Annotated in this window: 21 protein-coding genes; 4 read left to right on the top strand and 17 right to left on the bottom strand. The window is 70.4% G+C overall.

Going from position 1 to position 23,108, the window contains the following annotated elements; genetic code table 11:
- Window positions 1-12: 12 nt before the first annotated feature.
- From ABQJ56_RS03845 to ABQJ56_RS03765, 17 genes are all read right to left on the bottom strand, one after another.
- Window positions 13-885: a class I SAM-dependent methyltransferase gene (locus tag ABQJ56_RS03845; protein WP_367843657.1), complete on the bottom strand. Its 873-nt coding sequence runs from the start codon at window positions 883-885 to the stop codon at window positions 13-15.
- The gene (locus ABQJ56_RS03840; protein WP_367843656.1) at window positions 855-1,952 is read right to left on the bottom strand and encodes an acyltransferase family protein; all 1,098 of its coding nucleotides are present in this window, start codon (window positions 1,950-1,952) and stop codon (window positions 855-857) included. The genes ABQJ56_RS03845 and ABQJ56_RS03840 overlap by 31 nt, the downstream gene beginning before the upstream one ends.
- 134 nt (window positions 1,953-2,086) lie before the next feature.
- Window positions 2,087-3,193 carry a glycosyltransferase family 4 protein gene (locus ABQJ56_RS03835; protein ID WP_367843655.1) on the bottom strand — a complete coding sequence of 369 codons (1,107 nt, stop codon included), beginning with the start codon at window positions 3,191-3,193 and terminating at the stop codon, window positions 2,087-2,089.
- Complete coding sequence (locus tag ABQJ56_RS03830) at window positions 3,190-4,320, bottom strand: glycosyltransferase family 4 protein (protein ID WP_367843712.1); 1,131 nt, start codon at window positions 4,318-4,320, stop codon at window positions 3,190-3,192. Before ABQJ56_RS03830 ends, ABQJ56_RS03835 begins: the two co-directional genes overlap by 4 nt.
- 13 nt (window positions 4,321-4,333) lie before the next feature.
- The gene (locus ABQJ56_RS03825; protein WP_367843654.1) at window positions 4,334-5,842 is read right to left on the bottom strand and encodes a B12-binding domain-containing radical SAM protein; all 1,509 of its coding nucleotides are present in this window, start codon (window positions 5,840-5,842) and stop codon (window positions 4,334-4,336) included.
- Entirely contained in the window at window positions 5,839-6,579 is a 741-nt protein-coding gene (locus ABQJ56_RS03820; protein ID WP_367843653.1) for a class I SAM-dependent methyltransferase, read from the bottom strand. The genes ABQJ56_RS03825 and ABQJ56_RS03820 overlap by 4 nt, the downstream gene beginning before the upstream one ends.
- A complete protein-coding gene (locus tag ABQJ56_RS03815; protein ID WP_367843652.1) occupies window positions 6,579-7,811 on the bottom strand; it encodes an amidohydrolase family protein in 1,233 nt (410 codons plus the stop codon). The genes ABQJ56_RS03820 and ABQJ56_RS03815 overlap by 1 nt, the downstream gene beginning before the upstream one ends.
- Window positions 7,812-7,925: 114 nt before the next feature.
- Window positions 7,926-8,819 (bottom strand): class I SAM-dependent methyltransferase, encoded by an 894-nt coding sequence (locus ABQJ56_RS03810; protein WP_437343386.1) that lies wholly within the window; start codon window positions 8,817-8,819, stop codon window positions 7,926-7,928.
- Window positions 8,820-8,935: 116 nt separating this feature from the next.
- On the bottom strand, window positions 8,936-9,805 hold the full coding sequence (locus ABQJ56_RS03805) for a Wzz/FepE/Etk N-terminal domain-containing protein (protein ID WP_367843651.1): 870 nt from the start codon (window positions 9,803-9,805) through the stop codon (window positions 8,936-8,938).
- Window positions 9,792-10,979, bottom strand: a complete 1,188-nt coding sequence (locus tag ABQJ56_RS03800; RefSeq protein WP_367843650.1) for a type 2 periplasmic-binding domain-containing protein — start codon at window positions 10,977-10,979, stop codon at window positions 9,792-9,794. The genes ABQJ56_RS03805 and ABQJ56_RS03800 overlap by 14 nt, the downstream gene beginning before the upstream one ends.
- The gene (locus tag ABQJ56_RS03795) at window positions 10,976-11,917 is read right to left on the bottom strand and encodes a glycosyltransferase family 2 protein (protein ID WP_367843649.1); all 942 of its coding nucleotides are present in this window, start codon (window positions 11,915-11,917) and stop codon (window positions 10,976-10,978) included. Before ABQJ56_RS03795 ends, ABQJ56_RS03800 begins: the two co-directional genes overlap by 4 nt.
- Window positions 11,917-13,167, bottom strand: coding sequence for an O-antigen translocase (locus ABQJ56_RS03790; RefSeq protein ID WP_367843648.1), 1,251 nt, complete (start codon window positions 13,165-13,167; stop codon window positions 11,917-11,919). The genes ABQJ56_RS03795 and ABQJ56_RS03790 overlap by 1 nt, the downstream gene beginning before the upstream one ends.
- Window positions 13,164-14,276 carry a DegT/DnrJ/EryC1/StrS family aminotransferase gene (locus tag ABQJ56_RS03785; protein ID WP_367843710.1) on the bottom strand — a complete coding sequence of 371 codons (1,113 nt, stop codon included), beginning with the start codon at window positions 14,274-14,276 and terminating at the stop codon, window positions 13,164-13,166. The genes ABQJ56_RS03790 and ABQJ56_RS03785 overlap by 4 nt, the downstream gene beginning before the upstream one ends.
- Window positions 14,277-14,290: 14 nt before the next feature.
- Complete coding sequence (locus ABQJ56_RS03780) at window positions 14,291-15,223, bottom strand: GNAT family N-acetyltransferase (RefSeq protein ID WP_367843647.1); 933 nt, start codon at window positions 15,221-15,223, stop codon at window positions 14,291-14,293.
- On the bottom strand, window positions 15,210-16,175 hold the full coding sequence (locus ABQJ56_RS03775; protein WP_367843646.1) for a glycoside hydrolase family protein: 966 nt from the start codon (window positions 16,173-16,175) through the stop codon (window positions 15,210-15,212). The genes ABQJ56_RS03780 and ABQJ56_RS03775 overlap by 14 nt, the downstream gene beginning before the upstream one ends.
- A 7-nt stretch (window positions 16,176-16,182) precedes the next feature.
- Complete coding sequence (locus ABQJ56_RS03770; RefSeq protein WP_367843645.1) at window positions 16,183-16,848, bottom strand: acetyltransferase; 666 nt, start codon at window positions 16,846-16,848, stop codon at window positions 16,183-16,185.
- Complete coding sequence (locus ABQJ56_RS03765) at window positions 16,833-17,270, bottom strand: sugar 3,4-ketoisomerase (protein WP_367843644.1); 438 nt, start codon at window positions 17,268-17,270, stop codon at window positions 16,833-16,835. The genes ABQJ56_RS03770 and ABQJ56_RS03765 overlap by 16 nt, the downstream gene beginning before the upstream one ends.
- A 347-nt stretch (window positions 17,271-17,617) precedes the next feature.
- Here ABQJ56_RS03765 and ABQJ56_RS03760 point away from each other — a divergent pair, with 347 nt between their 5' ends.
- The 4 genes from ABQJ56_RS03760 to ABQJ56_RS03745 all read left to right on the top strand — a co-directional run bounded on the left by ABQJ56_RS03760 (window position 17,618) and on the right by ABQJ56_RS03745 (window position 23,071).
- Window positions 17,618-18,802 carry a DmsE family decaheme c-type cytochrome gene (locus ABQJ56_RS03760; protein ID WP_367843643.1) on the top strand — a complete coding sequence of 395 codons (1,185 nt, stop codon included), beginning with the start codon at window positions 17,618-17,620 and terminating at the stop codon, window positions 18,800-18,802.
- A gap of 28 nt (window positions 18,803-18,830) precedes the next feature.
- Window positions 18,831-21,461 (top strand): MtrB/PioB family outer membrane beta-barrel protein, encoded by a 2,631-nt coding sequence (locus ABQJ56_RS03755; RefSeq protein ID WP_367843642.1) that lies wholly within the window; start codon window positions 18,831-18,833, stop codon window positions 21,459-21,461.
- Window positions 21,462-21,474: 13 nt separating this feature from the next.
- Window positions 21,475-22,182, top strand: coding sequence for a c-type cytochrome (locus ABQJ56_RS03750; protein ID WP_367843641.1), 708 nt, complete (start codon window positions 21,475-21,477; stop codon window positions 22,180-22,182).
- A 148-nt stretch (window positions 22,183-22,330) separates the two neighbouring features.
- Entirely contained in the window at window positions 22,331-23,071 is a 741-nt protein-coding gene (locus ABQJ56_RS03745) for a hypothetical protein (RefSeq protein ID WP_367843640.1), read from the top strand.
- Window positions 23,072-23,108 lie beyond the last annotated feature (37 nt).

Raw genomic sequence — 23,108 nt, 5'->3', positions numbered from 1 at the left:
CGCAGCCGCGGTTCACGGCTTCGTCGCCACCGCGAGGGTGAAGCTCTGCAGGAAATGGAAGTCCGGGCGCCGCAGCGCGTAGCGCGCGTCGTCCGGATCGCACAGCCGTGCCAGCGTGTCGAAATCTTCCCGGCGCAGATAGGGCCGCAGGCGCTCGCCCCAGGTGTCCCGGAAGATCGCCTCGCGCAGGTAGCGTTCGTCCGCTTCCGCCAGTGGCTGGATACGCTCGATCATCCGCGTGCGCACCGCCACCTGCGGCAAGCCTGCCGCCTGCAGCCAGCCGACTACGGCGCGGATCGCGGCGAACTCGTGTTCGCTGCGGCCGTAGCGCTCGCGGTAGTACAAGCGCACCGCCTCGTTGACGCATTGTTCGAGACGGGCGTCCCACGCGAAGTACATGTCCGGCACCAGCGAGCTCTGCCCTATCGCGAGGCGCCCGCCCGGCCGCAGCAGCCTCGACAGGACCCGCACGCCGGCGACCGGATCGCGCAGATGATTGACGGTGTTGACCGCCCAGGCCAGGTCGAAGCTGCCGTCCAGCAGGGGCGGACGCAGCATGTCGGCCTGCAACACCGAGGCCAGCGCCGGCGCACGGCGGCGGGTGGCACGGACGTGCGCGGTCGCCAGGTCGATCCCCACCACCAGCGCACGATCCCCCGCGGATTCGCGGAACCAGCCGAGCGCCTCGCCGGTGCCGCAGCCGGCGTCGAGCACGCGCGCATCCGCCTGCACCGCCAGCGCGGCTATCGCCTCGCACAGCTCCGGTCGCGCGAAGGCGTTGAAGCGCCGGAGCTTCTCCGTGTAGTCGCGCTGCGGGGTGTCGCCGAGCAGCCCGGGGGCGGCCTGTGCCCTGTTCATCGCGGCGAGCTCGTCGGCATGGGACATCCGTGCAGTCCTTGGACGATGGCGGGCAATGAGTCGCCGCGCCGCCACCGCCGGCGCAGGCGATTGAACGGGCGTTCGACCAGGAACCAGGACGCCAGCGCCGCGAGGAAGACCAGCGCGAGGTTCTGCGGGAACGCGCAGATCCATGCGCTGGAGGCGTGGTCCAGGAACGGCGATTGCCACAGGTACAGCGAGTAGCTGAGGGTGCCGAGGAAAACCGCCGGCTTCCAGTTCAGCAGGCGTCCGCCAAGGCCGCGCGCATGGCGCGTGCCCGACTCGATCAGCAACGCGAGGCAAACGTTCATCACCGGTGACCCCAGCAAGATCGCCACGGTATGGCTGCCCATGCGGTTGATCAGCAGCACCAGCGGTATCGCCAGCACGAGCCAGCGGCTGCCGGTCAGGCGCAGGTACCACGGCCGGGTCAGCAACCACGGCCGCAGCAGCGCCAGGGCGCAACCCGTGGCCAGGTAATCGAACATCGCGGGGAAGCTGGTCAGCATGCCGCCCGGAAAGCCGGGATCGACGCGGAAGATCCATTCGCGGATGGCGAAGCGCACCAGCGGACCGAGGCAGACCGCCGCGACTGCGACGAGCAAGGCGCGACGCCCGCGCAAGGCCAGCAGCGCCAGCGGCCACAGCAGGTAGAACTGCTCCTCCACCGACAACGACCAGAGATGCCCGATCTGCAGGGAACGGCCCGGCTCGAAGTTCACCGTGTAGGTCAGGGCGAAGGCAAAGTCGCGGACGCTCAGCTGCACCGCACCGAGAACCGTCGCGACCGCCATGACCAGGACGAATGCGTAGAAAGCGGGAAAGATGCGCACCATCCGCCGCAGGTAGAACCGCTTCAGCGAGATCCCTCCCGTCGCCTCGCGCTCGTCCATCAGCAGCGAGGTGATGAGGAAACCGGAAATCACGAAGAACACCAGCACGCCGAGATGCGCGACGTCGCCGCACCAGCGACCGTACGCCGCGACCGAAACGGGAAAATGCCGCGTCCCGCAGAGATGCCCGTAGCACACCATCAGGATCGCGATCGCCCGCAATCCGTCCAGCGAGGGCATGCGCGTGCCGGCCGGGCTCGGCGCGGCCGCGCCTTCGGGCCGCGGCCATGGCGCGCCTTGGCCGTCCGCCGCACAGCCGCACGCATGGCCGGGTGCTGCCGACCCGGCCACCGGTGATGGTGCCGTGGCGTCCTTCATGCGCATGCGGCACGCAGACGCAGGTAGAGCGCCTCGAACGCGCGCGCGGTGTGGTCGGCATCCTCGCGCAGCGCGCGGACCTGCGCGCCTGCGGCCAGCCGCAGCCGCAGTTCCTCGTCGCCGAGCAGGCGGCGGATGGCGTCCGCGAGCGCCGGCGCGTCGCCGACCGGCACCGCCAGCGCCGCCGCCGGCGTCCACTCCGCGATGTGGCCGACCGCCGTACCCACCGTGGGCACGCCCACGGCGGCGGCCTCCAGCGCCACCAGCGGCCCGGCCTCGTGCAGCGATGACATCACCAGCAGGTCGGCCGACTCCATCAGCCCGCGCAGTTCGCGCTGGGTCCTGAAGCCGAGAAAGCGCACCCGGCCATCCAGCCCGAGCCGGCCGGCGAGCCGCTGCATCTCGCCCTGCAAGGTGTCCACGCCGACGATGTCCATTTCGAAGTCCAGCCCTGCCCCGGCCAGCAGCGCCAGCGCGCGCAGCAGGGTCGGCTGGTCCTTGACGCGGTTGAGGCTGGCGACGTGGATCAGCCGGGCCGGACCGGCCGCGCGTCCATGCGGCGCGCGCGGCGGCCAGGCCATCAGGTCGACGCCCAGCGGCACGCGGCGGCCCTCGAGCCCGAGCGTGCGCAGCGATTCGAGGATGGGCGCGCTGGCGGCGGTGACCGCATCGGCGCCGCGCAGCACCACCGCCTCGCGCAACCGCGCCTTCCAGGTGCGCCGGCCGCCGTAGGCGATCCCGGGCAGCGCGACCAGCTCGCCGCCGGCGATGTGCACCAGGCTTGGCCGCCGCAGCAGCTTCGCCGCGGTCACGGCGACCAGGCTGCAGGAGCCGGAGAAGATCGCGTGGATCGCGTCGAACGGCGCGCGCCGGTGCTCGGCGCGGATCGCCGCGATCGCGCGCAGTCGCGTTCGCCCTGCGCCGATGTTGTGGATGCGCGCGCCGGCGAGTTCCCAGCAATCCGGCGCCGCCTCCTGGTGCAACGCGAAGACGTGCACCTCGTGGGTGCGCGCCAGCCGCACTATCAGCGCCAGCAGGGCCGGGATCACGCGGAACTCGCCGCCGCGGTCCACCCCGCCGGGAACCACCAGCGCGAGCTTCATGGCAAGCCCGCGCGGCAATCGTCGAGGACCCGCGCATAGGCCTCGGTCCAGAGTCGCCCCACGGCCTTGAACGAGAGCGTCTCGTCGAAATGCGCGCGCACCTGCTGCGGCGAAGGCCGCTTGACCGCGGCATCGACCAGCGCCGCGGCCAGTGCCGCCGCATCGCCGCACGGCCACAGGCTGCCGATGCGGCCGTTGCCGCTCAGTGCACGGAACGCCGGGATATCCGTGAGTACCGGCATGAGGCCGCAGGCGAGCGCCTCCATCGCCGCGTAGCCGCTGCCCTCGGCACGGCTGCCGGAGACGAACAGGTCGGCGGCGCGCATCAGCGTCTCGACCTGCACGTGCGCCACCCGGCCCAGCAGGTGCACGCGCCCGGCCAGCCGCCGGTCGGCATCGATGCGTGCCTGCACCTCGGCCAGCATCGGCTGCTCGCCGAAGGCGCACCACAGCTGCAGGCCGGGCATGCGCTCCGCCGCCAGCGCGATGCCGTCGAGCACCGTCAGCGGATCCTTGCCGCGATTCAGGCGCCCCACCCACAGCGCGCAAGGCTCGCCGTATACGCCGGCCGCCGCGCGCGCGTGCGCACGGTCGCCCGGCGTGAAGCGGCTGCTGGATTCGGGGATCGCGAAGAGCCGCGTCGCCGGATCGAGCACGCCGGCGGCGACGAAGGGTCGTGCGAGCTCGACCGAAGTGAAGGCCACGCCCGCCGCGGCCGCGAAATGGCGGCGGTGACGCGGTCGCCGCCACCAGCGTGGCGGCCGGTCGGCATGGTCCTGCAGGACCACCGGCAGTCCCGGCGCCAGGTTGCTGGCGACCGCGAACGCATCCTCGACATAGGCCAGGCTGTGCGCGTGCAGCACGTCGACGCCGCTGCTGCCCAGGACAGCGGCGAAACGGCGGCCCCGGCCCTGCGCCGCCCATGTCCCGCGCATGTCGACGAGGTGGTAGTCCACGCCGGCACGGGTCAGGCGCTCGGCATGCGCGGCCGCCTGCAGCACGGTGACCCGGACGCCGGCGCCCGCCACCAGTTCCGCGATGTCGGCCAGCGACGGCCAGCGTTCGAGCAGGGCCGCGAGGCCCAGGCCGCGGGGCGCGGGCAGGAAATTGATCTGCGCCACATGCACGGGCGGCACGCGCCTACAGCCCCGACACCTGCGGCATGCGCAGGCGCACCAGCCGGTTCGCCAGGTTCAGCTCCCACGGCCGGTCGTACTTGCGGAAGCGGTAGCGCCAGCCGGCCATCGCGCTCAGCCTGCGCTTGGCCCACGGCGGCGCGCGCATGTCCTGCACCGTGGGATAGCGGCAGCGCAACACGGTGACGAAGTCGTTGATGCGGCGGCGCAGCCGCTCGCTGAGCCAGGGCGCATCCATGTGGCAGGCGTAGTCGACCCACTGCGGCTGGGCCCACTCGTCCGGTGTCGCGGGGAACACCACCGGCTTGCCGTCGATGTCCAGCAGCGGCGTGCCCGGCCGCCTGGCGCGGTCCTTCTCGTGCCGGCTGTGCTCCGGCAGCGGCGTGTAGATGTAGATGACGATCTCCGTCTGCGGGTTGACCCGCTTCATCTCGCGGATGAACTCGAAGGTGCGCTCGGTCTCCTCCTCGGTGTTTTCCGGCGGCGCGACCATGAACGAAAGCTCGGGGATCACGCCGTGGCGGCGGCACAGCTCGACCACCTCCAGGGTCTGGTCCGGTCGCGTGCCCTTGCGGATGTCGTGCAGCATCTGGCCGCTGGGCGACTCGGCGCCGATGTAGGCCATGCGCAGCTTGCTCCGGCGCACCAGTTTCCACGCGTGCTCCGAGAGCTTGAGCAGCGCATCGGAACGGGCGAAGCACCACCACGGCATCTCGAACCGGGCCATCACTTCGAGCAGCGGCAGCATGTCGACCTCGCGGTCGAAGAAGTTGTGGTCGAAGTACTGCACCGAATCGGCGCCCAGCTCGTGCTTGAAATAAGCCAGCTCGCGCTCCAGCCGCGCGGCGGGCGGCAGGTGGGTCGCGCCGTTGAACATCGCGGCCACGCCGCAGAAGGTGCAGTGGTAGCGGCAACCGATCGCCGCCTGGGTGGCGACGGTGCGCTGGCCCAGGTAGGTGCGCGCCAGGTAGCGGCGCGGATCGCCGAGCTTGTCGTAGGGCAGCAGCCCGGCGGGATCGTGGCGCATGATGGGCCGGGTCGGGTTGTGCACCACCGTGCCGGCGCGCTTCCAGGACAGGCCGCCGATATGGCCAAGCTCGGGCTCGTCGTCGACGATCGCGGCGACCAGTTCGGGCAGGGTTCTCTCGCCTTGCGCGCGGATCGCGTAGTCCACGTACGGCGCGGCCAGCGCGGCGTCCGTGTGCAGGGTCGGGAAATAGCCGCCCCAGATGATCGGCACCAGCGGGAAGCTCGCGCGTATCGCCTTGGACACGGCGATCGCCGTGGCCACCTGCGGGCCACCCATCACGCCGACGCCGACGGCGTCGAAACGCTCCTGCTCCATGGCGCGCAGACTGTCGTTGACGAAATCGCGATCCACGTTGCCGTCGATGATGCGGCTGCTGCCGGTGCGGTCCAGCGCCGCCGCCAGCTGCAGCAGCCCGAGCGGGAAGCGCGCGCTCGAGCGCGAGGTGACGGTCGGGTTGATCAGCAAGGTGCGCGGAGCGGTCATGGGCAGGCCTGCGTGCAAGCGGGATCGGTGCCGGCGGAACCGGCGGCGCGCCGCAACCGGAACACCAGCGCGACGGGCACCTCCAGCGCCCGCGGGTCGAAGTGCGCGCCGGCGGGGATGTCGGCGGGGTCGAGCATGGGTTCCAGCACCTGCTCGATGTGCAGCCCGAGCGCGGCGCAGGCGGCATGCCAGTCGCGGTACAGATGCGGGGTGTGCCGCACGGCGTAGTGGTGGCCCGCGGACTTGAAATCGCGCCGCCAGCCCAGCGCATGCCCGATCGGATGCACGTCGCTGCACAGCAGCGTGCCGCCGGGCCGGGTTACCCGGCACAGCTCGGCCAGCGCCTGCGCCAGGTCTTCCAGGTGCCCGACGACCAGGCCGCAGATCGTCAGGTCCGCCTGGGCATCCGGCAGCGGCAGCGCCCCCAGGTCGCCCTGCAGCAGGGTGACCTGTGCGCCGCTGCGCAACGCGTCCAGCTCCGCGCCGGCGCGTTCCAGCATCGGCGGCGACAGGTCCACGCCGGTCGCGCGCGCCGCGCCGCGCCGCAGCGCGTGCAACAGGTAGCGCCCGCTGCCGCAGCCGGCGTCGAGCACCGCCTGCCCGTGCAGCGAGGGCGGCATCAGCCCGAGCATCGCGCGCTCCTCGGCGCGCATCACCGGGTTGTGGGCGTGCGCCGGATACGCGGGCGCCCACAGCGCATAGGCCTCGGCCGGCTCGAGCAGCGACGGATGCGCCATCAGTGGCACCACGCTTCCGCGACGCGCTCGCGCCCGGGCGCGTTGCGCGCGGCGACGGGTTCGAGCCCCGGCTCGAGCGCAAGCAGGTCCGGCTCGGCCAGGTGGGCGGCCAGCAGCTTCGGCCGGCCGTCCAGCATCACCGGCACGGTGTCCACGCCGGCGACCGCGAACCACTCGGCGAAGTCGGGATCGGCGATGCAGGGCACGCCGTCGCGCACCACCGCGCGGATCTCGCTGCGTCCGAGGTCGGTCAGGCTGCGCGCCGCGCCGCCGCGGTCCTCGACGATCACCAGGTCCGCCTGCGCCCCCGGCACCAGCTTGCCGCGATCCGGCAGGCGCAGGATGCGCGCCGCCGCGGTCGTGGCCAGCGCCAGGATCTCCGCGGGCGCGAGCTCGCCGCGTGCGGCGATGCCGCGCATCTCCTCGAGCAGGTCGCGGGCGCCGCTGAGCCGCGAGTCGCTGCCCAGCGCGAGCCGGCCGGCCGCGCACAGGCGCTGCGGGTCGAGCGTGTGCCCGAGCAGGTTGTGGTTGCTGGTCGGGCACCACACCAGCGCGGCGCCGCTGGCGATGACGCGGTCGACATCCGCTGCGCGCAGGCCCACGCCGTGCACCAGCACGCTGTTCGCCGCCAGGCAGCCGAGCCGGTCCAGCTGCGCCAGCTCCGCCTGCGCGACCGCATCCGTGCCCTCGGCCAGGTGGATCATCCAGGGGCGCCCCACGGGCGTGGCGGCGAAGCTCGCCTGCGCCGGCGGCCCGTAGCCGGGCCAGCCCAGCGCGTAGCTCCAGCCGTAGTCGCGCAACAGCGCCACCGGGAAATCCAGCGCGTCCAGCGCCGGATGCCATGGGTCGTGGTGCGCCACGCAGGTGACGCCGGCGAGCAGGTTCTTCAGCGCGCCATGGCGCAGCCGCAGCGCCTTCGGCAGGCGCAGCGCGGCGGCCACGGCGGGCTCGGCGAAGTGCGCCTGGAACGCCGTGATCCACGCATAGCTGTTGGCGAACGGCGCGCCCGCATGCAGCGGCGGCACGGCGTTGACGTGCAGGTGTTCGTGCGCGTTGATCAGGCCGGGAAAGATCAGGTGGTCGCGCAGGTCGATGCGCCAGGCCCGCGCGGCCAGCGAGGCGTCGATCCGCGAAGCCCGGATCGGCAGCGGCGCATGCGAGAGGCCGGCCGGCGCGACCGTGACCGCGCGGCAGAGGCTGATGTCCAGCGCGGCGTGCAAGAGACTGTTCATGACCTCTCCGTGGCCCGCGCCGGGAGCTGTTTGCGCGCAGGCCAGGGAAGAACGGGAAAGTGGACGTCCGTCCACGACCGGAGGATGACGCCGGGATGCGGGAAACCCATGGCGTCAGCGCCGCCGCATCACGATCAGGAAATGGTCGCCCATGTCGCGCAGCAGTGGCAGCGCGCCGAGGCGATCGTCGAGCCAGCCCAGGCCGCCGCAGCGGCGGCGATGGCGGCGGTAGTAATCCACCAGGTAGGGCGGCGGCAGGAACAGGCTGAGCGCGCGGTAGCCCGTCAGCGCGAAGTGCCCGGCGAAGGCGCGGTAGAACTCGCGCGGCAGGTAGTAGCAGGTCCAGATCGTGTGGCGGTTCATGCCCACCGCGGTGGCGCCGCGCGCGGCGCGCACGCCGGCCCGCCGCCAGCGGCCGCGCAGCGCATAGTGCGCCAGCTCCCACGGGCAGATCCGGCCCATCACCGAGAACACCAGCCGGCCGCCCGGCCGCAGCAGGCGCGCACATTCGGCTGCCACCGCGGGCAGGTCCGGCGCGCAGTTCAGCGGGCCGAAGTTCGAGTAGATGCCGTCGAAGCTGTCGTCGAGCCGGTCGAGCTGCTGGACGCCGAGGTGCGCGGTGGCGACGCGGGCCTCCATGCCCGCGGCGGCGGCGCGCGCCTGCGTGCGCGCGACCATCTGCGGCGACCAGTCGGTGGCGACGACCTGGTAGCCGCGCCGCGCGAATTCCAGCGCATCGAGGCCGGTGCCGCAGCCCAGGTCGAGCAGGCGCCCGCCGGCGGGCCGTTCGCGGCACACGGTGTCCCACAGGGTCACGCGCATGCGCTGGATCAGTTCGTTGTTGCCGCGGGGGCCGTCGTAGTCGGCTGCCACGCTGTCGAAGGCGCACTGCGTGTCGAGCAGCCGCGCCTCATCCAGGGAAGCGCTGGCGTCGCGCCGGCCCGGCGTGGGTTCGGGAAGGACGGCGGTTTCCAGGCTGCGCTGCCCGAGTTCGTGCTCCGCGTTCATGTCGATCTCTGCTCCGGCGGAACCTCGGCCGCGATGCGCCGCGACATGCGGCATCGGGTTCCACCGGTCCGCGACGTCCGCATCCTCATGTACCTGCTCCATGGGTGCCGTCATGGTCAGCTTTGGTTGAATGCCGCGGGCGGACAGGCATGTCGCGACGATGCCGAGCGTCGCCCGCCGCTTCTCGCCAGCATCGCGGACGAACCCAGGAAGATCCCCAGCAGCAGGCCGATGCCCCACGTCAGCGCGGGGTTCGGAAACGCCTGGTGCTCGGGGACGTAGACAGGCCAGATCGTCGAGGTTTCGTAGGTGTAGGGAGGGCCGAGCCGTTCGACGAGATCGCTCTTCTCCCTCTGCAGGTCGCTGATCTCCTTCTCGTTGCTGGCCAGCAGCAGGCTCGCGAGCATCGGACTGGCGACGTCCCTGCCGCCCTGGCTCCCGGGCTCGGCCGCTTTCCGGTAGCGGGCCTGGTCGGCCTGTGCGGCCTGCAGCTCGCTCTCGATCCTGGCGAGCCGCGCGCGCGCCGATGCCAGCGGTACCTGCTCGATTTGCCGGTGGATCGCGTGCAACCCGGCCACCGTGGCGGTGGCGAGTTCGCCGGCCAGTCGCCGGGAATAGGAGCGCACGCTCAACCGGATCATCGGGCCCGCGTAAGGCAGCGGTTCCAGCTTCAGGCTCTTGCGATACAGCCCGGCCACCGGCGCATCCGGGGCGTAGCCGGCGCTTCGCAGGACCTCGTTCTGGAACGACACCAGTTGCAGCCGCTCCAGCACGCGCTGCAGCGGTTCGATCTTCGGATCCTGCCCTGACGGCACCGCGCCGACCTGCCCGATCTGGACCCAGGCGGTCGCCTCCCACTGACGTTTCGCCAGGTGCGCGAACGCGTAGGTACAGGCCAGGGTCAGCACCAGCACGAGCGCGAACCATTTCCACTCGCGCGCAAAGATCCGCCACAGGTCGACCAGGTAGATTTCATCGTGTTCCATGGTTCCGTACTCGCTGGAGTGAGGGTGGAGGCACGCCTTGCGTGGCCATCGCGGCGTTCCCTGCCCTTCGGTTCGGCAGCCATGCCGCGAAAAGCTGCAGGACCAGACAGACGCCGATGAAGCCGGCGTTCGTCCACGTGAAGGCCTGCGGCGCGAACGGCGACATCACGCACACATAGGACATGCGCAGGAAGATCAGCAGGGAGAACAGCGGCACCGCCGGGCGCAGCCGCTGCACGCTCCACAGCAGCATCGCGTACAGCGCGAACACCGAAGCCACCGCACCGTACGGGCCCAGCGCCAGCAGGAACGGAGAGAACTCCGTGCCCACGTTGATGTTCGGCGCATCGAGCGGGATGCCCGTTCCGGCCGTCGCGATGGAACCGTGCAGCGGCACGATCTGGTTGATCAGGAAGTCCGCGTTGGCGTAGTGCTTGGCCAGCATCGCGCTGAAGTTGTAGGGGCCCGCGCTGCCGTACAGCAGCAGCCACTTGATGCCCTGCGGCGCGGCGCGGTACATCGCGCCGAACGGCAGCGTGACGTAGTCCAGCGTGCCGGAACGCACGATGCCGAGGATCGAGAACACGCTGATGCCCGCCAGCGCGAGCGCGCCGACGGCCTTCCACGGCAGCGGCCGCGCCTCGTCCCGCCGCAGCAGGATCAGCAGCGCGAACGAGAACACCGCGGCGAACAGGCGGTTGCGGTCGATCACCAGTACCGGGAACACGAAGCCGGCGACGATGAGCAGGTTGCGCAGCCAGCGGCGCCGGGTGCAGAGCAGCCCGATCGGCGGCAGCGCCCAGCACATGTCGGAGACGTGCCGGATGTGCTCGCGGCCGCCTTCCATCGAGGCGTAGGCCGAGGGCTTGTCGAACAAGGGGATCGGGAACAGCGCGAGGTCGAGCAGGCAGAACAGCAGGATCAGGGCGGCGAGGCCCAGCGCCACGAAGGACTCGCGGGTGCCGACGTAGTCGCGCGCGCGGAACCGTGCGGTGGCCGGGATCCGCACGCCCGCCTGCACGTCGAGCAGCACGACCGCCGACGCGGTCACCGCCAGCAGGAGCAGGCCCTCGAGGTAGTCGGCCGGCAGCTCGTAGGTGAACCAGGTCAGCCCGCAGGCGAGCAGGATCGGCAGGCCCAGCCAGGTGGAAGGCAGTCGCAGCAGCCGCTTCATGTCCCCTCCGCGTGCGCTCTCGCGGACGGCAGCCTGGCCCTGGCGACCAGCGCGAGGTACGTCGCCAGGTGGCACAGCAGCGGCCAGGGCCGGCGTTCCAGGAACGAGATCTTGGCGTCGATGTAATGCGACTGCGCCCGCAGCAGGGTCCGGTACGGCTCCTCGAACAGGCCCGTGCGGAACATCGCCACCTGCCGCGACTCGGCCAGGTTGGCGATGCGGGTTCCCCGGTGCCGTGTCTTGCTCACGTTCGAGTCGTGCATGCGGTAGGCACACACCTTGACGTCGATGAAACCGAGCATGCTGCGCGCCGCCAGGCGCAGGAACAGGTCCCAGTCTTCGATACGCAGGCCCTCGCTCCAGCGGTCGGCGGTGTCCAGCGCGCACTTGCGGATCAGCACGACCGGGCCGCCGATGGCCCATTGCCGGATCACCGCACGGCGGATGCCGTCGTCGGTGCGGTAGAGACTCTTGTCGGCGCCGTGCAGGTCGCACATGCCGCTGTCGTGCAGCTTGCGCCCGTCGCGGTCCACGACCATGGAGTCGCCGATCACCGCCACCTTGTGCGGGTGCGCCAGCAGATAGCCCACCTGTGCGCCGAGGCCGCCGGGCAGCAGGTAGTCGTCGCTGGCGCCCGGCCGCAGGAATTCGCCGTTCGCGCGCGCCGCCAGCTCGTTCAGGGTGGCGGCGATGCCGCGGTGCTCCCGCCGCACGTACTCGATCGGGATATCCATGCAATGCGCGGCCACCCAGTCGGCGATGAGCACGCCGGTGCGATCGCTCGAGCCATCGTCGATGACAATGAGTTCCTTGGCCGGATAGGGATCCTCCAGCACGCTGTCCAGGCAGCGCCGCACGTAGCGTTCGTGGTTGAACGCGGGGATCAGCACCGAGACCAGCGGCGGCGTCACGCCTTGCACCGTGTCGTTGGCCGTCATCACACCCTCCCCAGGTAGCGCCGCACGACCAGCACGTTGAAGGCGAGATAGACGAGGTAGTTCGCCGCGAAGGCGTACATCGCGCCGACCAGGCCGAAGCGCGCGGTGAACAGGTAGACCAGCGCCAGGTAGCTGGCCGCGAACGCGCATTCGGAGAGCACGAACAGCCGCGTCATCGCCTTGGCCAGCATCACGTAGGACAGCACGAAGGCGGCGATCTTGATCACGTCGCCCAGCAGCTGCGGCGCGTACAGCGCGTTGGCGGGCGCGAAGTCCGCACTGAACAGCAGGCGCGTCAGCCAGCCCCGCAGCAGGTACACGACCGCCGCCAGGCCCACCACCGCCGGCAGCAGATGGCGGTAGGCGTGGCGCAACTCGTGCACCAGCGCGCTGCGCTCCCGGATCGAGGCCAGCTTCGGCAGGTAGTAGATGTTGATGGCCGTGGTGAGGAACAGCAGGTAGGCATCCGACACCTTGCTCACCGCCTGCCAGTAGCCGACCTGCTGCCAGCCGAGCTCCAGCGCGAGATGGTCGCGCACCGCGATGTTCACCAGCGGCGAGAGCAGCGCGGAGCTGAGCGTCATCACCGAGAAGGCGGCCAGCCGCAGCGTCATCTCGCGGTCGAAGCGCAGCCGCAGCATGCTGCGGCGGAAGTACGGGCTGCGCCACCATGCCGGCAGGCCGACCAGCAGCCACAGCAGTTGGCCCACCACCAGGGCCAGCAGCGCGCCGTACAGGTGCAGCCAGCGCGCCAGCCAGACCGCCACCGCGATGCCGAGCAGCGAGCCCAGCACCTGGATCAGCGCCAGCCGGCGCACGTCCATGAAGCCGTTGATCACGGCCAGGATGTAGTTGACCAGCGCGATGCCGAGCTGGGCCACGGCGAGCAGGCGGATCAGGCCCGCGTAGGCGGCATCGTCCAGCAGCCACTGCGCCAGTTCCCGGCTGAACAGCAGGGCCACGCAACCCATCAGCACGGAGGCGCACAACGCATACCAGAGCGCGGCAGACAGCAGGCGTTCCAGGCGCTGCGGGTCGTGCCGGTACTCGGCGACATGCTTCACGATGCCGGCGCTGATGCCGCCGCCGGCCAGCACGGCCAGCAACGACATCAGGCTCATGAACTGGCCCAGCCTGCCCACGCCCGCGGGCCCGGCCAGCCATGCCACCAGCTTGATCACCACCAGCGCCGCCAGCAGCCGCGCCGCGGTGCCGATCGAGGAATAGAAACCGGCGCGCACGATGTTCATGGCGGACATTCGAACGCGTTGCAGGCCGCGATCACGTGCTCCACCGCGTCCTCGCCGAGGGCCGGCCCCAGCGGCAGGCTCAGCACCTCCCCGTGCAGGCGCTCGGTGAGCGGCAGGCGCACGTCGCGCAGCCCGGCGTACGCCGGCTGGCGATGCGGCGGCACCGGGTAGTGCACCTGGCTCTGCACGCCCTGCGCCTGCAGGTGCCGCTGCAGCGCGTCGCGGTGGCGACAGCGCAGCACGAACAGGTGCCAGGCGTGCCGCTCCTCGCACGCCACCTGCGGCAGGACGATCCGCGGATGGCGGATGCCTTCGCGATAACGCCAGGCCACGCGCCGGCGCAGCGCGAGATCCTCGTCGAGATGCCGCAGCTTCACCCGCAGCAGCGCGGCCTGGATCTCGTCCAGCCGCGAATTGACGCCCTGGAAAAGATGGTGGTACTTCGCGTCGGAGCCGTAGTTGCGCAGGGCCGCGACGCGCGCCGCCAGTCGCGTGTCGCCAGTCACCACGGCACCGCCGTCGCCCAGCGCGCCGAGGTTCTTGGCGGGGTAGAAGCTGAAGGCGGCGGCGTCGCCGAATGCGCCGGCCTGGCGCCCCCCGCACGCCGCGCCGTGCGCCTGCGCCGCATCCTCGATCAGCAGCAGGCCGTGCTTGCGCGCCAGCCCGGCCAGTGCCGGCATGTCGGCCAGCTGGCCGTACAGATGCACCGCCATGATCGCGCGCGTGCGCGGCCCGATCGCCGCCGCCACGGCGGCCGGGTCGAGGTTGAAGCTCGCCGGATCGGGCTCCACCGGCACCGGCACCAGCCGGTTCCCGCTGACGGCGAGGAAGCTGGCGATGAAGGTGTTGCCGGGCACGATCACCTCGTCGCCTTCGGCCAGCGCGCCCAGCCCCAGGTAGCCGCGCAGGATCAGCGCCAGCGCATCGAGCCCGTTGCCCACGCCCACCGCATGGCGCACGCCGCACCAGGCCGCGAACTCGTGCTCGAAGGCGGCCAGTTCCTCGCCGAGCACGTAGCGACCCGAATCGATCACCCGCGCGGCCGCCGCCTTCAGCTCGTCGACGTAGCGCGCGTGGGCGCCCCTGAGGTCGAGGAACGGCACCTCCATCCGCCGGGTATCCATCACAGCGTCCATTCGTAGAAGTCGTGCACGATGGCGCGCGCGCCGAAACGTTCCTTGTGCGCGACCAGGCCGCCGTTGAGCACCCAGCCGTCCTGCTCGGTCGAGATGCCGAAGCTGAAATAGCCGCGGTCCGCGTAGACGCCGCCGATCAGCTCCGCCAGCAGCAGGCTGAGCGCGTTCATGCGCCGCCCTTCTTCCGATGCGGCCAGGTACTGGGTGTGCACGACCCGGCCGAAGTCGTACACCAGCGCGCCCGCCAGCAGTAGGCCTTCGCGGCGCGCCTCGTGCAGCACGAGGTGCTGCGGGAAGCGCGCCTGCAGCAGGCGCAGCTCCGCCAGACTGTGGGTGGGCCGGGTGTCATGCCTGCGCAGCACCGCGCTCAGCAGCGCGTGGAAGTCCGCCGGGTCGTTGCCGGCCTGCAGGCCGATGCCGGATTCACGCGCCTTGTTGACGCTGCGCTGGCGGTTCGACGTGAAGTGGAACGCCTCGCGCAGCGCGATGACCGAGGAGAGATCGCGGCGCCGCAGCTGCGCACCCAGCCGGTGCAGGGCATACAGGTCCTCCTCGGCCGGATAGGCATGGAAGATGTGCGGCACCGCCTTGTAGATCACCCGCTCCACGCCCAGCGCGCGGTAGTGGTCGGCGATCTGCCCGAACACGGCCAGCGTCGATGCGGCATGCATGGCCTGCGTGCTGATCAGCCCGGCATACGTGAGGCCGCCGTGGCTGGTCACCACCCTTCCCTCGATGTTCGCCGGGAACACCGCCACCGGCTCGCCGTGCCGCTCGACGACCAGCGACCGGTCGACGAAGCGGTCGGCGTGGTAATCCATGTAGCCGCGCCGGTGCAGCAGGTTGCCGTTGCGCGAGCGCTCGACCAGCGCATCCCAGGCGGGCGCGTCGGCCGTGGCGTAGGGCCTAACCGAGTACATGCGCGCCCCCGTCGAAACGGACCGCGTCGGCGTCGGCGTCGGCTTCGGCCACGCCGAAGCCGTCCACGCCCATGTCGTTGCCGTTGTAGAACATCAGCAGCTTGTCGCGCTGGCGGATCAGCGCGGGATAGCAGAGCGTGCGCGAATCCCAGCCGTCGGCGGACAGCGCGATGCCCAGCGCCTCGTCGCGGCGCTCCCAGCGGATGCCGTCCTCGCTCCAGGCCACGCCGGGAAAGTATTCGCCGGTGACGTTGCCCCGCGTGAAGAGCATGACGTAGCCGCCGTCGCGGCGATAGACGCGCGGCCGGCCGATGCGGTACTCGCTGCCTTGCGGGCGCAGGCAGACCTGGTCCTCGCGCGGGATCGCCGCGAGATCGCCGGTTTCCGCATGACGGATGTGGTAGCGCGGGAACGGCTGGCCGCCGATGGTCTCCCAGTCGTCGCCCACCGCGTACCACAGGCGCCAGCGACCGTTTTCATGCATGGCCGTGTGCACCGCGGCGATCGTGCTGCGGCCGGGCGCGCGATCCAGGATGGGGGTTTCCTGGGTGCGTCGGAAGCTGTGGCCGCCGTCGCGGGAGACGGCCAGGCCGGTGAAGGCGAGGAACTTGGCCCTGGCCACGCGCTGGAAGCCGACATAGAACAGGTGCAGGCCCCCCGGCGCGTCGACCAGGTCGCCGAGGATCATGCCGTTGTCGTCGAAGCAGCCGGCGCGGCCGATGTCCAGCACCGGTTCGGCGCTGACCTGCACGATCGCCGTGGGATCGTCCGCCCGCACGTCGACGTAGCCGATGCGGCTCACGCCATCGGCATCGCGGAACCCCGCGTAGACGCGGATCCGCCCGTCGTCGATCCGGTACGGCGTCGGCGTGAGCGCCGAGTGGCGCATCCAGCCGCCCACGCCCTGCCGCGCGGTGTCGAAGACCAGCCCTCGCTTGGTCCATGCGGACATGCGCTCGTCAAAGCCTCACGTCGAGGCTGGAGCGGCCGGGCACCGCGTGCGCCGGCGAACCGACGTAGACACGGCCCGGTTCCGTGTCGCGGGTGACCAGCGCGCCGGAGCCGATCACGTTGTCGGGGGCGACCTTGACGCGATCGTTGAAGGTGCTGTTCACGCCGACGAAGCTGTTCTCGCCGATCTCGCAGTAGCCGGAGATGACCGCGTGCGAGGCGACGAACACGTTGTCGTGCACGACCGAGCGATGCCCCACGTGGTTGCCGCTCCACAGCACGCAGTTGTTGCCGATGCGCACGAACGGCTGCACCACGTTGCCCTCGAAGATGAAGCTGTTCTCGCCCACCTCGGCGTTGCGCCACACGAAGGCGCGTGAACTGACGTAGCTGGCAAGCCGGTAGCCGCGGCTCTTCGCATCGCGATAGAAGCGCGTGCGCAGGCGGTTGAGCTGGCTGGCCGGTATCGCGACGAACACGTCGAATTCCGCCGGCGGGTAATGCTCTTCCAGCGTTTCGTACGCCACCACCGGACGGCCGGCCAGCGAGGCCTGCGCGAGATATTCGCGCTCGACGCTGAAGGCGACCACGTCATGTCCGCTGTCGTGTTCGAAGTATTCGCAGGCGATCTGCGCGAATTCGCCCGCGCCGACCAGGACTAGAGGCCTTGGCATGCCACCAGGCCCTCCTGGTACACGGGGCCGCGGACCTCGCGCAGGAAAGCGTCGTAGTCGGTGATGTAGTCGGCCGGGTCGTACAGGTGGTCGGCCAGCACCATCAACACGCAGTCCTCGCTGAAGTCGTACAGCTCGCGCCACACCATGCTGCCGAGGTGCAGGCCGTACGAGGGATCGTCGAGCCGGACCTCCATCGGGCCGCTGCCGTCGTCCAGCATGAAGGTGACGGAGCCGCGCACGGCCACGGCCAGCTGGTTGAGATGGCGGTGTGCGTGCCTGCCCCGATGCACGCCGTGATGGGTGGCGAACAGGTAGTAGACGCGCCGGATCACGAAAGGCACGTTCAGATCCTGCTCCAGGGCGATCAGCATGCCGCGATCGTCACCATGCTTCTGCAACCGGATGCGTTCGATTTCCATGTACCGGCCCCGCCCCTGCATTCATGGATATGGCCCACGACAGCTGAGTACCTCCCGCCCGGCGAAAGGTTGTGCCGCGATCGGGAGGGCCGGGCACAGGCCGCGTTCCGGACGATGCCCCGACCCGCCTCTGCGGAAGCCATGGACAGCGACGCCTCGGCGCTCCGGTTCCGGCCATGGCCGCGGCGCGCGACCGGACCGTCGGCGATTTCCAGGCCTGTCGGTGGCCCGATGCAACCTTTCGCCGCCGAACCGGCACTCCGTATCACAGGGCTCCCTGAAGCATCACGCGCATGAGCCTCGCTTCGACCGGAAGCATTCGTGGGGACATGCATGGGATCGGCTGGATGACGACAACGCGCAGAGATGTCCAGGATTTGCAGAGGGAGCGGCGGGCCGTATGTCTGAAGGCGCTGTCGCTGGCGGCGTTGCTGGCCGTGATCGCCGGCCTCGGCAACGTGCTGCTGTGGCCGTCCGCCGCGCGGGCGCAGCAGCGTGACGGCACAGGCGCCGGCCAGGCCGCCGCGCACCAGCCATCCGGCCGCCTGACCGAGAGCGACATCATGCGCATGCTGCCGGCCACCGACATGGGTGCCGGCGCGGCGCTGCACCGCGGCGCTGCCCTCGCGTCCGACGACGGCCCCGCCACGCCGTTCGATGCGGCCCCGATCCCGGAGAACCCGCTGGCACCGGACGCGGACGCGATCGGCGCGAAGAGTTGCGTCGCCTGCCATGCGCTGGAGGGCATGCAGGCTGCGCACAGCCTGCACGTCGCCTCGTTCCGTGCCGGCAGCGTCCGCAGCGGACCGCAGGCCGCGTGCGAGGCCTGCCACGGTCCCGGCTCGGAGCACGCGAAGAACCCCGCGGCGCCGGGCCTGATCATCGCCTACACGCACGACGCCAAGACCCCGGTCGACGTGCAGACGCGCACCTGCCTGAGCTGCCACGTCGGCGGCGCGCGCCAGCACTGGATCGGCTCGGTGCACCAGGCACGCGGACTCTCGTGCACCGACTGCCACAACCCGATGACGCGACTGTCGGCCGAGGGTGTGCTGGCGAACGAGTCCATCAACCAGGTGTGCGCGACCTGCCACCAGGACATCCGCGCCCAGTTCAACCGCCGTTCGCACATGCCGCTGCCGGAGGGGCAGATGTCCTGCGTCGACTGCCACAACCCGCACGGCAGCATCACCCAGCCGCTGCTGAAGACCGACACCGTCAACGAGACCTGCGAAACCTGCCACGCCGAGAAGCGCGGCCCGTTCCTGTTCGAGCACGCGCCGGTGGCCGAGAACTGCCTCAACTGCCACACCCCGCACGGCTCGAACCAGGAAAACCTGCTGGCGCTGCCGGTGCCGATGCTGTGCCAGCAATGCCACACGAACACGGATCACCCGAACGATCTGCTGACGCGCCAGAACCTGCGCGGCGGCCTGGTTCCGGACGAGCGCGTGATGGAGCGCGGCTGCCTGGACTGCCACAGCAACATCCACGGCTCGAACAATCCCAACGGCGCCAAGTTCCACCAGTGACCCGCCATCCGGCGAAGGGCGGAGAGCGATGCTGAAGCACAAACCCCTGACCGTGCTGCTCGGATTGGCGCTCGGCATCGCAGGCCCCGCGCCGGTGCTGGCGCAGAGCGATTCCAGCGACACCCAGCGCGTGGGCAACACCCAGTTCGGCAACAGCCTCGACCCCACCGGCTGGGCGGCGTTCGACACGCCGGATCCCACCGGCATGTCCTGGCTGCATGCCGGCCAGCTGCGCACGCCGACCGGCGTGCTCTACCCCTGGCCCCACCGGATACCCGACGAGGCCGGGCCAGCCAGCGGCGACTGGACCTATGACTTGCTGGCCGAATTCGGTTACCTGCATGCCAGCGGCGACCGCAACGACGAGTTCTTCCGGATGTACTCGGGCTGGAAGAACGGCGCCGCGCTGGGCATGCTCGCGTTCTCCGCCCTGAACCACCGGACCGGCCAGTACGTCGAATTCCGCGGCAGCCGCATCAGCAGCCAGGACCAGTACTACCGCCTGCGCACCGGCCGCTACGGCGACTATCACATCGAGGCGTTCTACCGGGACATCCCGCACACCCTGAGCACGACGGCCTATCCGCTGTGGAACGGCACGGGTTCCACCGAGCTGACCCTGCCCAACGGCCTCGCCACCGGCAGCACTCCGGCCCAGGTGCAGGCCACGGAGGCGAACCGGCCGCGGCGGACCCTGTCGGTAACGCGCCAGAGCACGGGCATCAGCTGGGAGGGCGCGCTGACCCGCGACTGGATCGGCTACGCCGGCGTGACCAACGAAAACCGCACGGGCGATCGCGACTGGGGCGGCCCGATGTACCTGAGCTATTTCTTCGTCGCCCCGGGGCCGGGCGGTGCAGGCACGCCGAGCCTGCCGGGCACGTACGGCGGGCAATACGAGACGGTGCGCCCGGTCGATTTCACCACCACCGACGTCAACCTGGGCCTGCGCAACAAGGGTGGCGCCTCGGGCTGGCTGATCAACCTCACCATGGCCGGCTCGTTCTTCCGCGACCACAAGGGCAGCCTGGACTATGCCGTGCCGTTCGCCGTGTCGCCGGGCGCCACCTCGGCGGTCACCGGCGGCACCTGGTCGCTGGAGCCGGACAACAACTACTACAACGTGCGACTGGAGGCTTCGCATCCGCTGAAGCTCTGGCGTGGCGAGTTTTCCGTCTCGGCGGCCTACAGCAGCATGCGGCAGAACGAGGCGCTGCAGGCACCGCTCAACCCGATGTATTGCCCGAGCGGACAGTACCTCGGCACCACCGGCATCGCCTGCGCGGACTGGAACACCACGGCCGCGCTGTCGCGGCAGGACGGCGATGCGCGCATCGATGCCGGCCTGCTCAACGTGCGCGTGGATTTCCGTCCCACCGCGAAGCTCAGCTGGCATTTCAACCTGCGCCAGCGCGACGAAGACAACATGACGCGCTACACCATGTACAACCCGCTGACCGGGCAGTACGGCTACGTGCCCGAGAACGGCGCGGAACCGGTCGTCACCGGCGGCACCGAGCTGTTCCAGCCCGGCAGTCCGCTGTACCAGTCGAACTTCGCGCAGATCGCCAGCATCCCCTTCAGCTACAACGACCGCAAGACGGAACTGGGCGGCAGCTACCGGATGGACCGGGACAACACGCTGGGCGCGAGCTACCTGCTCGACCACCAGACGCCGCACCCGCGCGAACGCACCTACATCAACGACCAGCACGTCAAGCTGAGCTGGGATACCAAAGCCCTCGGAAGCGCGACACTGCGCCTGAGCTACGAGTACCAGAAGCGCACGGGCGGCCCCTACAACCCCGACCCGTACCTCGGCGCCTATTCGCCGTCCATGCCGGGGTACCAGCAGCTCGCGGTGGGCTATACCGCGTTCACCGTCGCCCAGATGTACAAGTACGACATGAGCAACCTCCAGGCGAACAAGCTCAGGGCGATCCTGACCATGCCGCTGGGAACCACCGCGACCTTCACCGCCACGCTGTACGGCAATCGCGATCGCTACGGCGCGGACATCGGGCGGCAGTCCTTCGACACCACCGGCGCCGACCTGTCCTGGGACTGGGAACCGGACGCGGCGACCTCGATGAGCGCGTACGCGGGCATCGCATCGAGCCGGCTCAAGCAGGGCAACGTCAACGACAACGAGGCGCTGACCTTTTCCTCGCCGCAGCAGGCCGACGCGCAATTCGGCGGTCCGTTCTTCCCGTATGCCGATTTCTGGACGGCGACCGACAACGAGCGCGACGTCGATGCCGGCGCGCATTTCAGGCACGCCTTCTCGCCGCGCGTCAGGCTCGACCTCGACTACGACTACACCTGGTCGCGCGGGCTCGACAGCTACGACTACGCCAGCCTGGCGGCGATCTCAACGGTGTACCGTGACATCCTGACCCAGGCGGACGTCGGCGACAGCTTCCCCGCCAACGTCTACCGCATGCAGACGCTCACGGCGCGCCTGAACCTGGCGCTGACCCGGAAACTGGGCCTGGCCCTGTACGGGAAATACGAATTCGGCAATTACGCCGACTGGCATTACGCCGGTTTCGACACGCCTGCCGACCTGATCGTCGGCAATCGCGTCTTCACCGAGCTCGGGCCGCAGCCGCACTGGCATGTCCTGCTGGTGGGCGCCTTCGTGACCGTGAAGCTCTGAGGGGAACGCCGCGATGTCTTCCATGCACCGTTTTCTTCACCTGTCGGCGCTCGCCCTGCTGTGCATGCCCGCGTTTTCGTCGGTCGCGGCCGACGGCACGGCGGCACGCAAGCCGGCGGCTTGGGTTGATCTCCGCCGGCAGTTGCCGATTGCCGGCGACGTCCGCGCCGGCCAGGCAAGAGCGACCGTCTGCGCGGCCTGTCACGGGCCGCAGGGGCTGGCCATCGCACCGACCTTCCCGAACCTGGCCGGGCAGTCGGCGACCTATCTCTACGTGCAACTGGAAACCTTCAAGGGCGGCCAGCGCGGCAACCCGGTCATGAGTGGCCAGGCCGCCGCGCTGAGCGATGCGGACATGCGCAACCTGGCCGCGTATTACGCCTCGCTCCCGGCCAAGCCCGACGGCCATGCCGATGCCGCCTCCCGCGGCGGGCGGCTCTTTCTCGACGGCGATCCGGCCCGTGGCATCCCGCCCTGCCAGGCCTGCCACGGCCCGACCGGGCACGGGCCGCGGGTGTATCCCAGCGATGCGCCACCACCACCCTGGGCGAGCTTTCCCCGCCTGCACGGCCTGTCCGCCATCTACGTGACGAAGGCCCTGGACGATTTCAGGAACGGTGCGCGCAGCGGCACCAGCAACGCGCTGATCATGCATGGCGTGACACAGACGCTCGACGACGCCGACATCCAGGCGCTGTCGACCTACATCGCGACGCAATGACCCGACACCTCCCGCCCAGCCCCCGCCAGACCGGCGCATTCCCGAGGCACGACGGGCGCCGCCCGCGGCACGGCCGCCGTCCCGGATTCGCGCTAGGCTCCGCCCACCCGGAAACCATCCAGACGGCTCGGAGCGGACCATTCACCCCATGAATCGATCCGTACTCGGCTTGGCATCGCTGGCGTTGGGCCTCTGCCTTCCATGGCGATTGCACGCCCAGTCGACCGGCTTCAACGGCACCGTGGCGCTCGGTTCGCAACTGGTCGACCGCGGCCAGCCGATCACCGCCCCTACGCCGATCCTGCAGGGAGCCGCCGCCTGGACCTCGCCGGCCGGCTGGTCGCTGGGCCTGTCGGCCGGCACCGAGTTGCGCAAGCCGGGCCAACTTGTCGAAGCCTCCGCCCAGGCCTCCCGCTACGGGTCGTTGTCCGACGCCTGGCAGATGCAGACGAGCCTGCTGTATTACCGCTACTACGGTTCGGCACGCACGCGCGCCTTCGACCGGGCCGAAGCCGGCGTCCACTGGATGTATCGCGACGTGCTGACCTTCGGCCTGTCGGCCCTGCGCGTGCTGGGCGCGCGGGATCGTCGGGTGCGGGGTGCGGCCGATCTCGATTTCCACTGGCCGCTGCCACGGCATTTCTACCTTTCCGCCGGAGCGGGCATCGCCCAGGCTCCCGCCGTGCCCTACCGCAGCCACGAGTACGCAGGCTCCTACTACGGGCACGGGCCCTCGGGCTCCTACCGCTACGGACATGCGGGCCTGATCTGGGCCATGGGAAACTGGCGCGCGGACCTCGAGCGCATCGTGACCGACCCGCAGCTGCGCCGGCAGCGGGGCGCCCCGGACACGGCGCCGTGGGTTGCCACGGTTTCGTGGTCTTTTTGATCCGCAGGCAACCTTTTCGCGTCCGTGTGGCACCAAA

Source organism: Rhodanobacter geophilus, from assembly GCF_040812275.1.
GTDB lineage: Bacteria > Pseudomonadota > Gammaproteobacteria > Xanthomonadales > Rhodanobacteraceae > Rhodanobacter_A > Rhodanobacter_A geophilus.
This window is presented reverse-complemented; position numbering and strand designations above follow the sequence as displayed.

Excerpts from the sequence above, each read along its gene's own strand:
- ABQJ56_RS03845 (WP_367843657.1), bottom strand. The coding sequence starts at position 885 with ATGTCCCATGCCGACGAGCTCGCCGCGATGAACAGGGCACAGGCCGCC.
- ABQJ56_RS03840 (WP_367843656.1), bottom strand. The coding sequence starts at position 1,952 with ATGCCCTCGCTGGACGGATTGCGGGCGATCGCGATCCTGATGGTGTGC.
- ABQJ56_RS03835 (WP_367843655.1), bottom strand. The coding sequence starts at position 3,193 with ATGAAGCTCGCGCTGGTGGTTCCCGGCGGGGTGGACCGCGGCGGCGAG.
- ABQJ56_RS03825 (WP_367843654.1), bottom strand. The coding sequence starts at position 5,842 with ATGACCGCTCCGCGCACCTTGCTGATCAACCCGACCGTCACCTCGCGC.
- ABQJ56_RS03820 (WP_367843653.1), bottom strand. The coding sequence starts at position 6,579 with ATGGCGCATCCGTCGCTGCTCGAGCCGGCCGAGGCCTATGCGCTGTGG.
- ABQJ56_RS03815 (WP_367843652.1), bottom strand. The coding sequence starts at position 7,811 with ATGAACAGTCTCTTGCACGCCGCGCTGGACATCAGCCTCTGCCGCGCG.
- ABQJ56_RS03810 (WP_437343386.1), bottom strand. The coding sequence starts at position 8,819 with ATGAACGCGGAGCACGAACTCGGGCAGCGCAGCCTGGAAACCGCCGTC.
- ABQJ56_RS03805 (WP_367843651.1), bottom strand. The coding sequence starts at position 9,805 with ATGGAACACGATGAAATCTACCTGGTCGACCTGTGGCGGATCTTTGCG.
- ABQJ56_RS03800 (WP_367843650.1), bottom strand. The coding sequence starts at position 10,979 with ATGAAGCGGCTGCTGCGACTGCCTTCCACCTGGCTGGGCCTGCCGATC.
- ABQJ56_RS03795 (WP_367843649.1), bottom strand. The coding sequence starts at position 11,917 with ATGACGGCCAACGACACGGTGCAAGGCGTGACGCCGCCGCTGGTCTCG.
- ABQJ56_RS03790 (WP_367843648.1), bottom strand. The coding sequence starts at position 13,167 with ATGAACATCGTGCGCGCCGGTTTCTATTCCTCGATCGGCACCGCGGCG.
- ABQJ56_RS03785 (WP_367843710.1), bottom strand. The coding sequence starts at position 14,276 with ATGGAGGTGCCGTTCCTCGACCTCAGGGGCGCCCACGCGCGCTACGTC.
- ABQJ56_RS03780 (WP_367843647.1), bottom strand. The coding sequence starts at position 15,223 with ATGTACTCGGTTAGGCCCTACGCCACGGCCGACGCGCCCGCCTGGGAT.
- ABQJ56_RS03775 (WP_367843646.1), bottom strand. The coding sequence starts at position 16,175 with ATGTCCGCATGGACCAAGCGAGGGCTGGTCTTCGACACCGCGCGGCAG.
- ABQJ56_RS03770 (WP_367843645.1), bottom strand. The coding sequence starts at position 16,848 with ATGCCAAGGCCTCTAGTCCTGGTCGGCGCGGGCGAATTCGCGCAGATC.
- ABQJ56_RS03765 (WP_367843644.1), bottom strand. The coding sequence starts at position 17,270 with ATGGAAATCGAACGCATCCGGTTGCAGAAGCATGGTGACGATCGCGGC.
- ABQJ56_RS03760 (WP_367843643.1), top strand. The coding sequence starts at position 17,618 with ATGACGACAACGCGCAGAGATGTCCAGGATTTGCAGAGGGAGCGGCGG.
- ABQJ56_RS03755 (WP_367843642.1), top strand. The coding sequence starts at position 18,831 with ATGCTGAAGCACAAACCCCTGACCGTGCTGCTCGGATTGGCGCTCGGC.
- ABQJ56_RS03750 (WP_367843641.1), top strand. The coding sequence starts at position 21,475 with ATGTCTTCCATGCACCGTTTTCTTCACCTGTCGGCGCTCGCCCTGCTG.
- ABQJ56_RS03745 (WP_367843640.1), top strand. The coding sequence starts at position 22,331 with ATGAATCGATCCGTACTCGGCTTGGCATCGCTGGCGTTGGGCCTCTGC.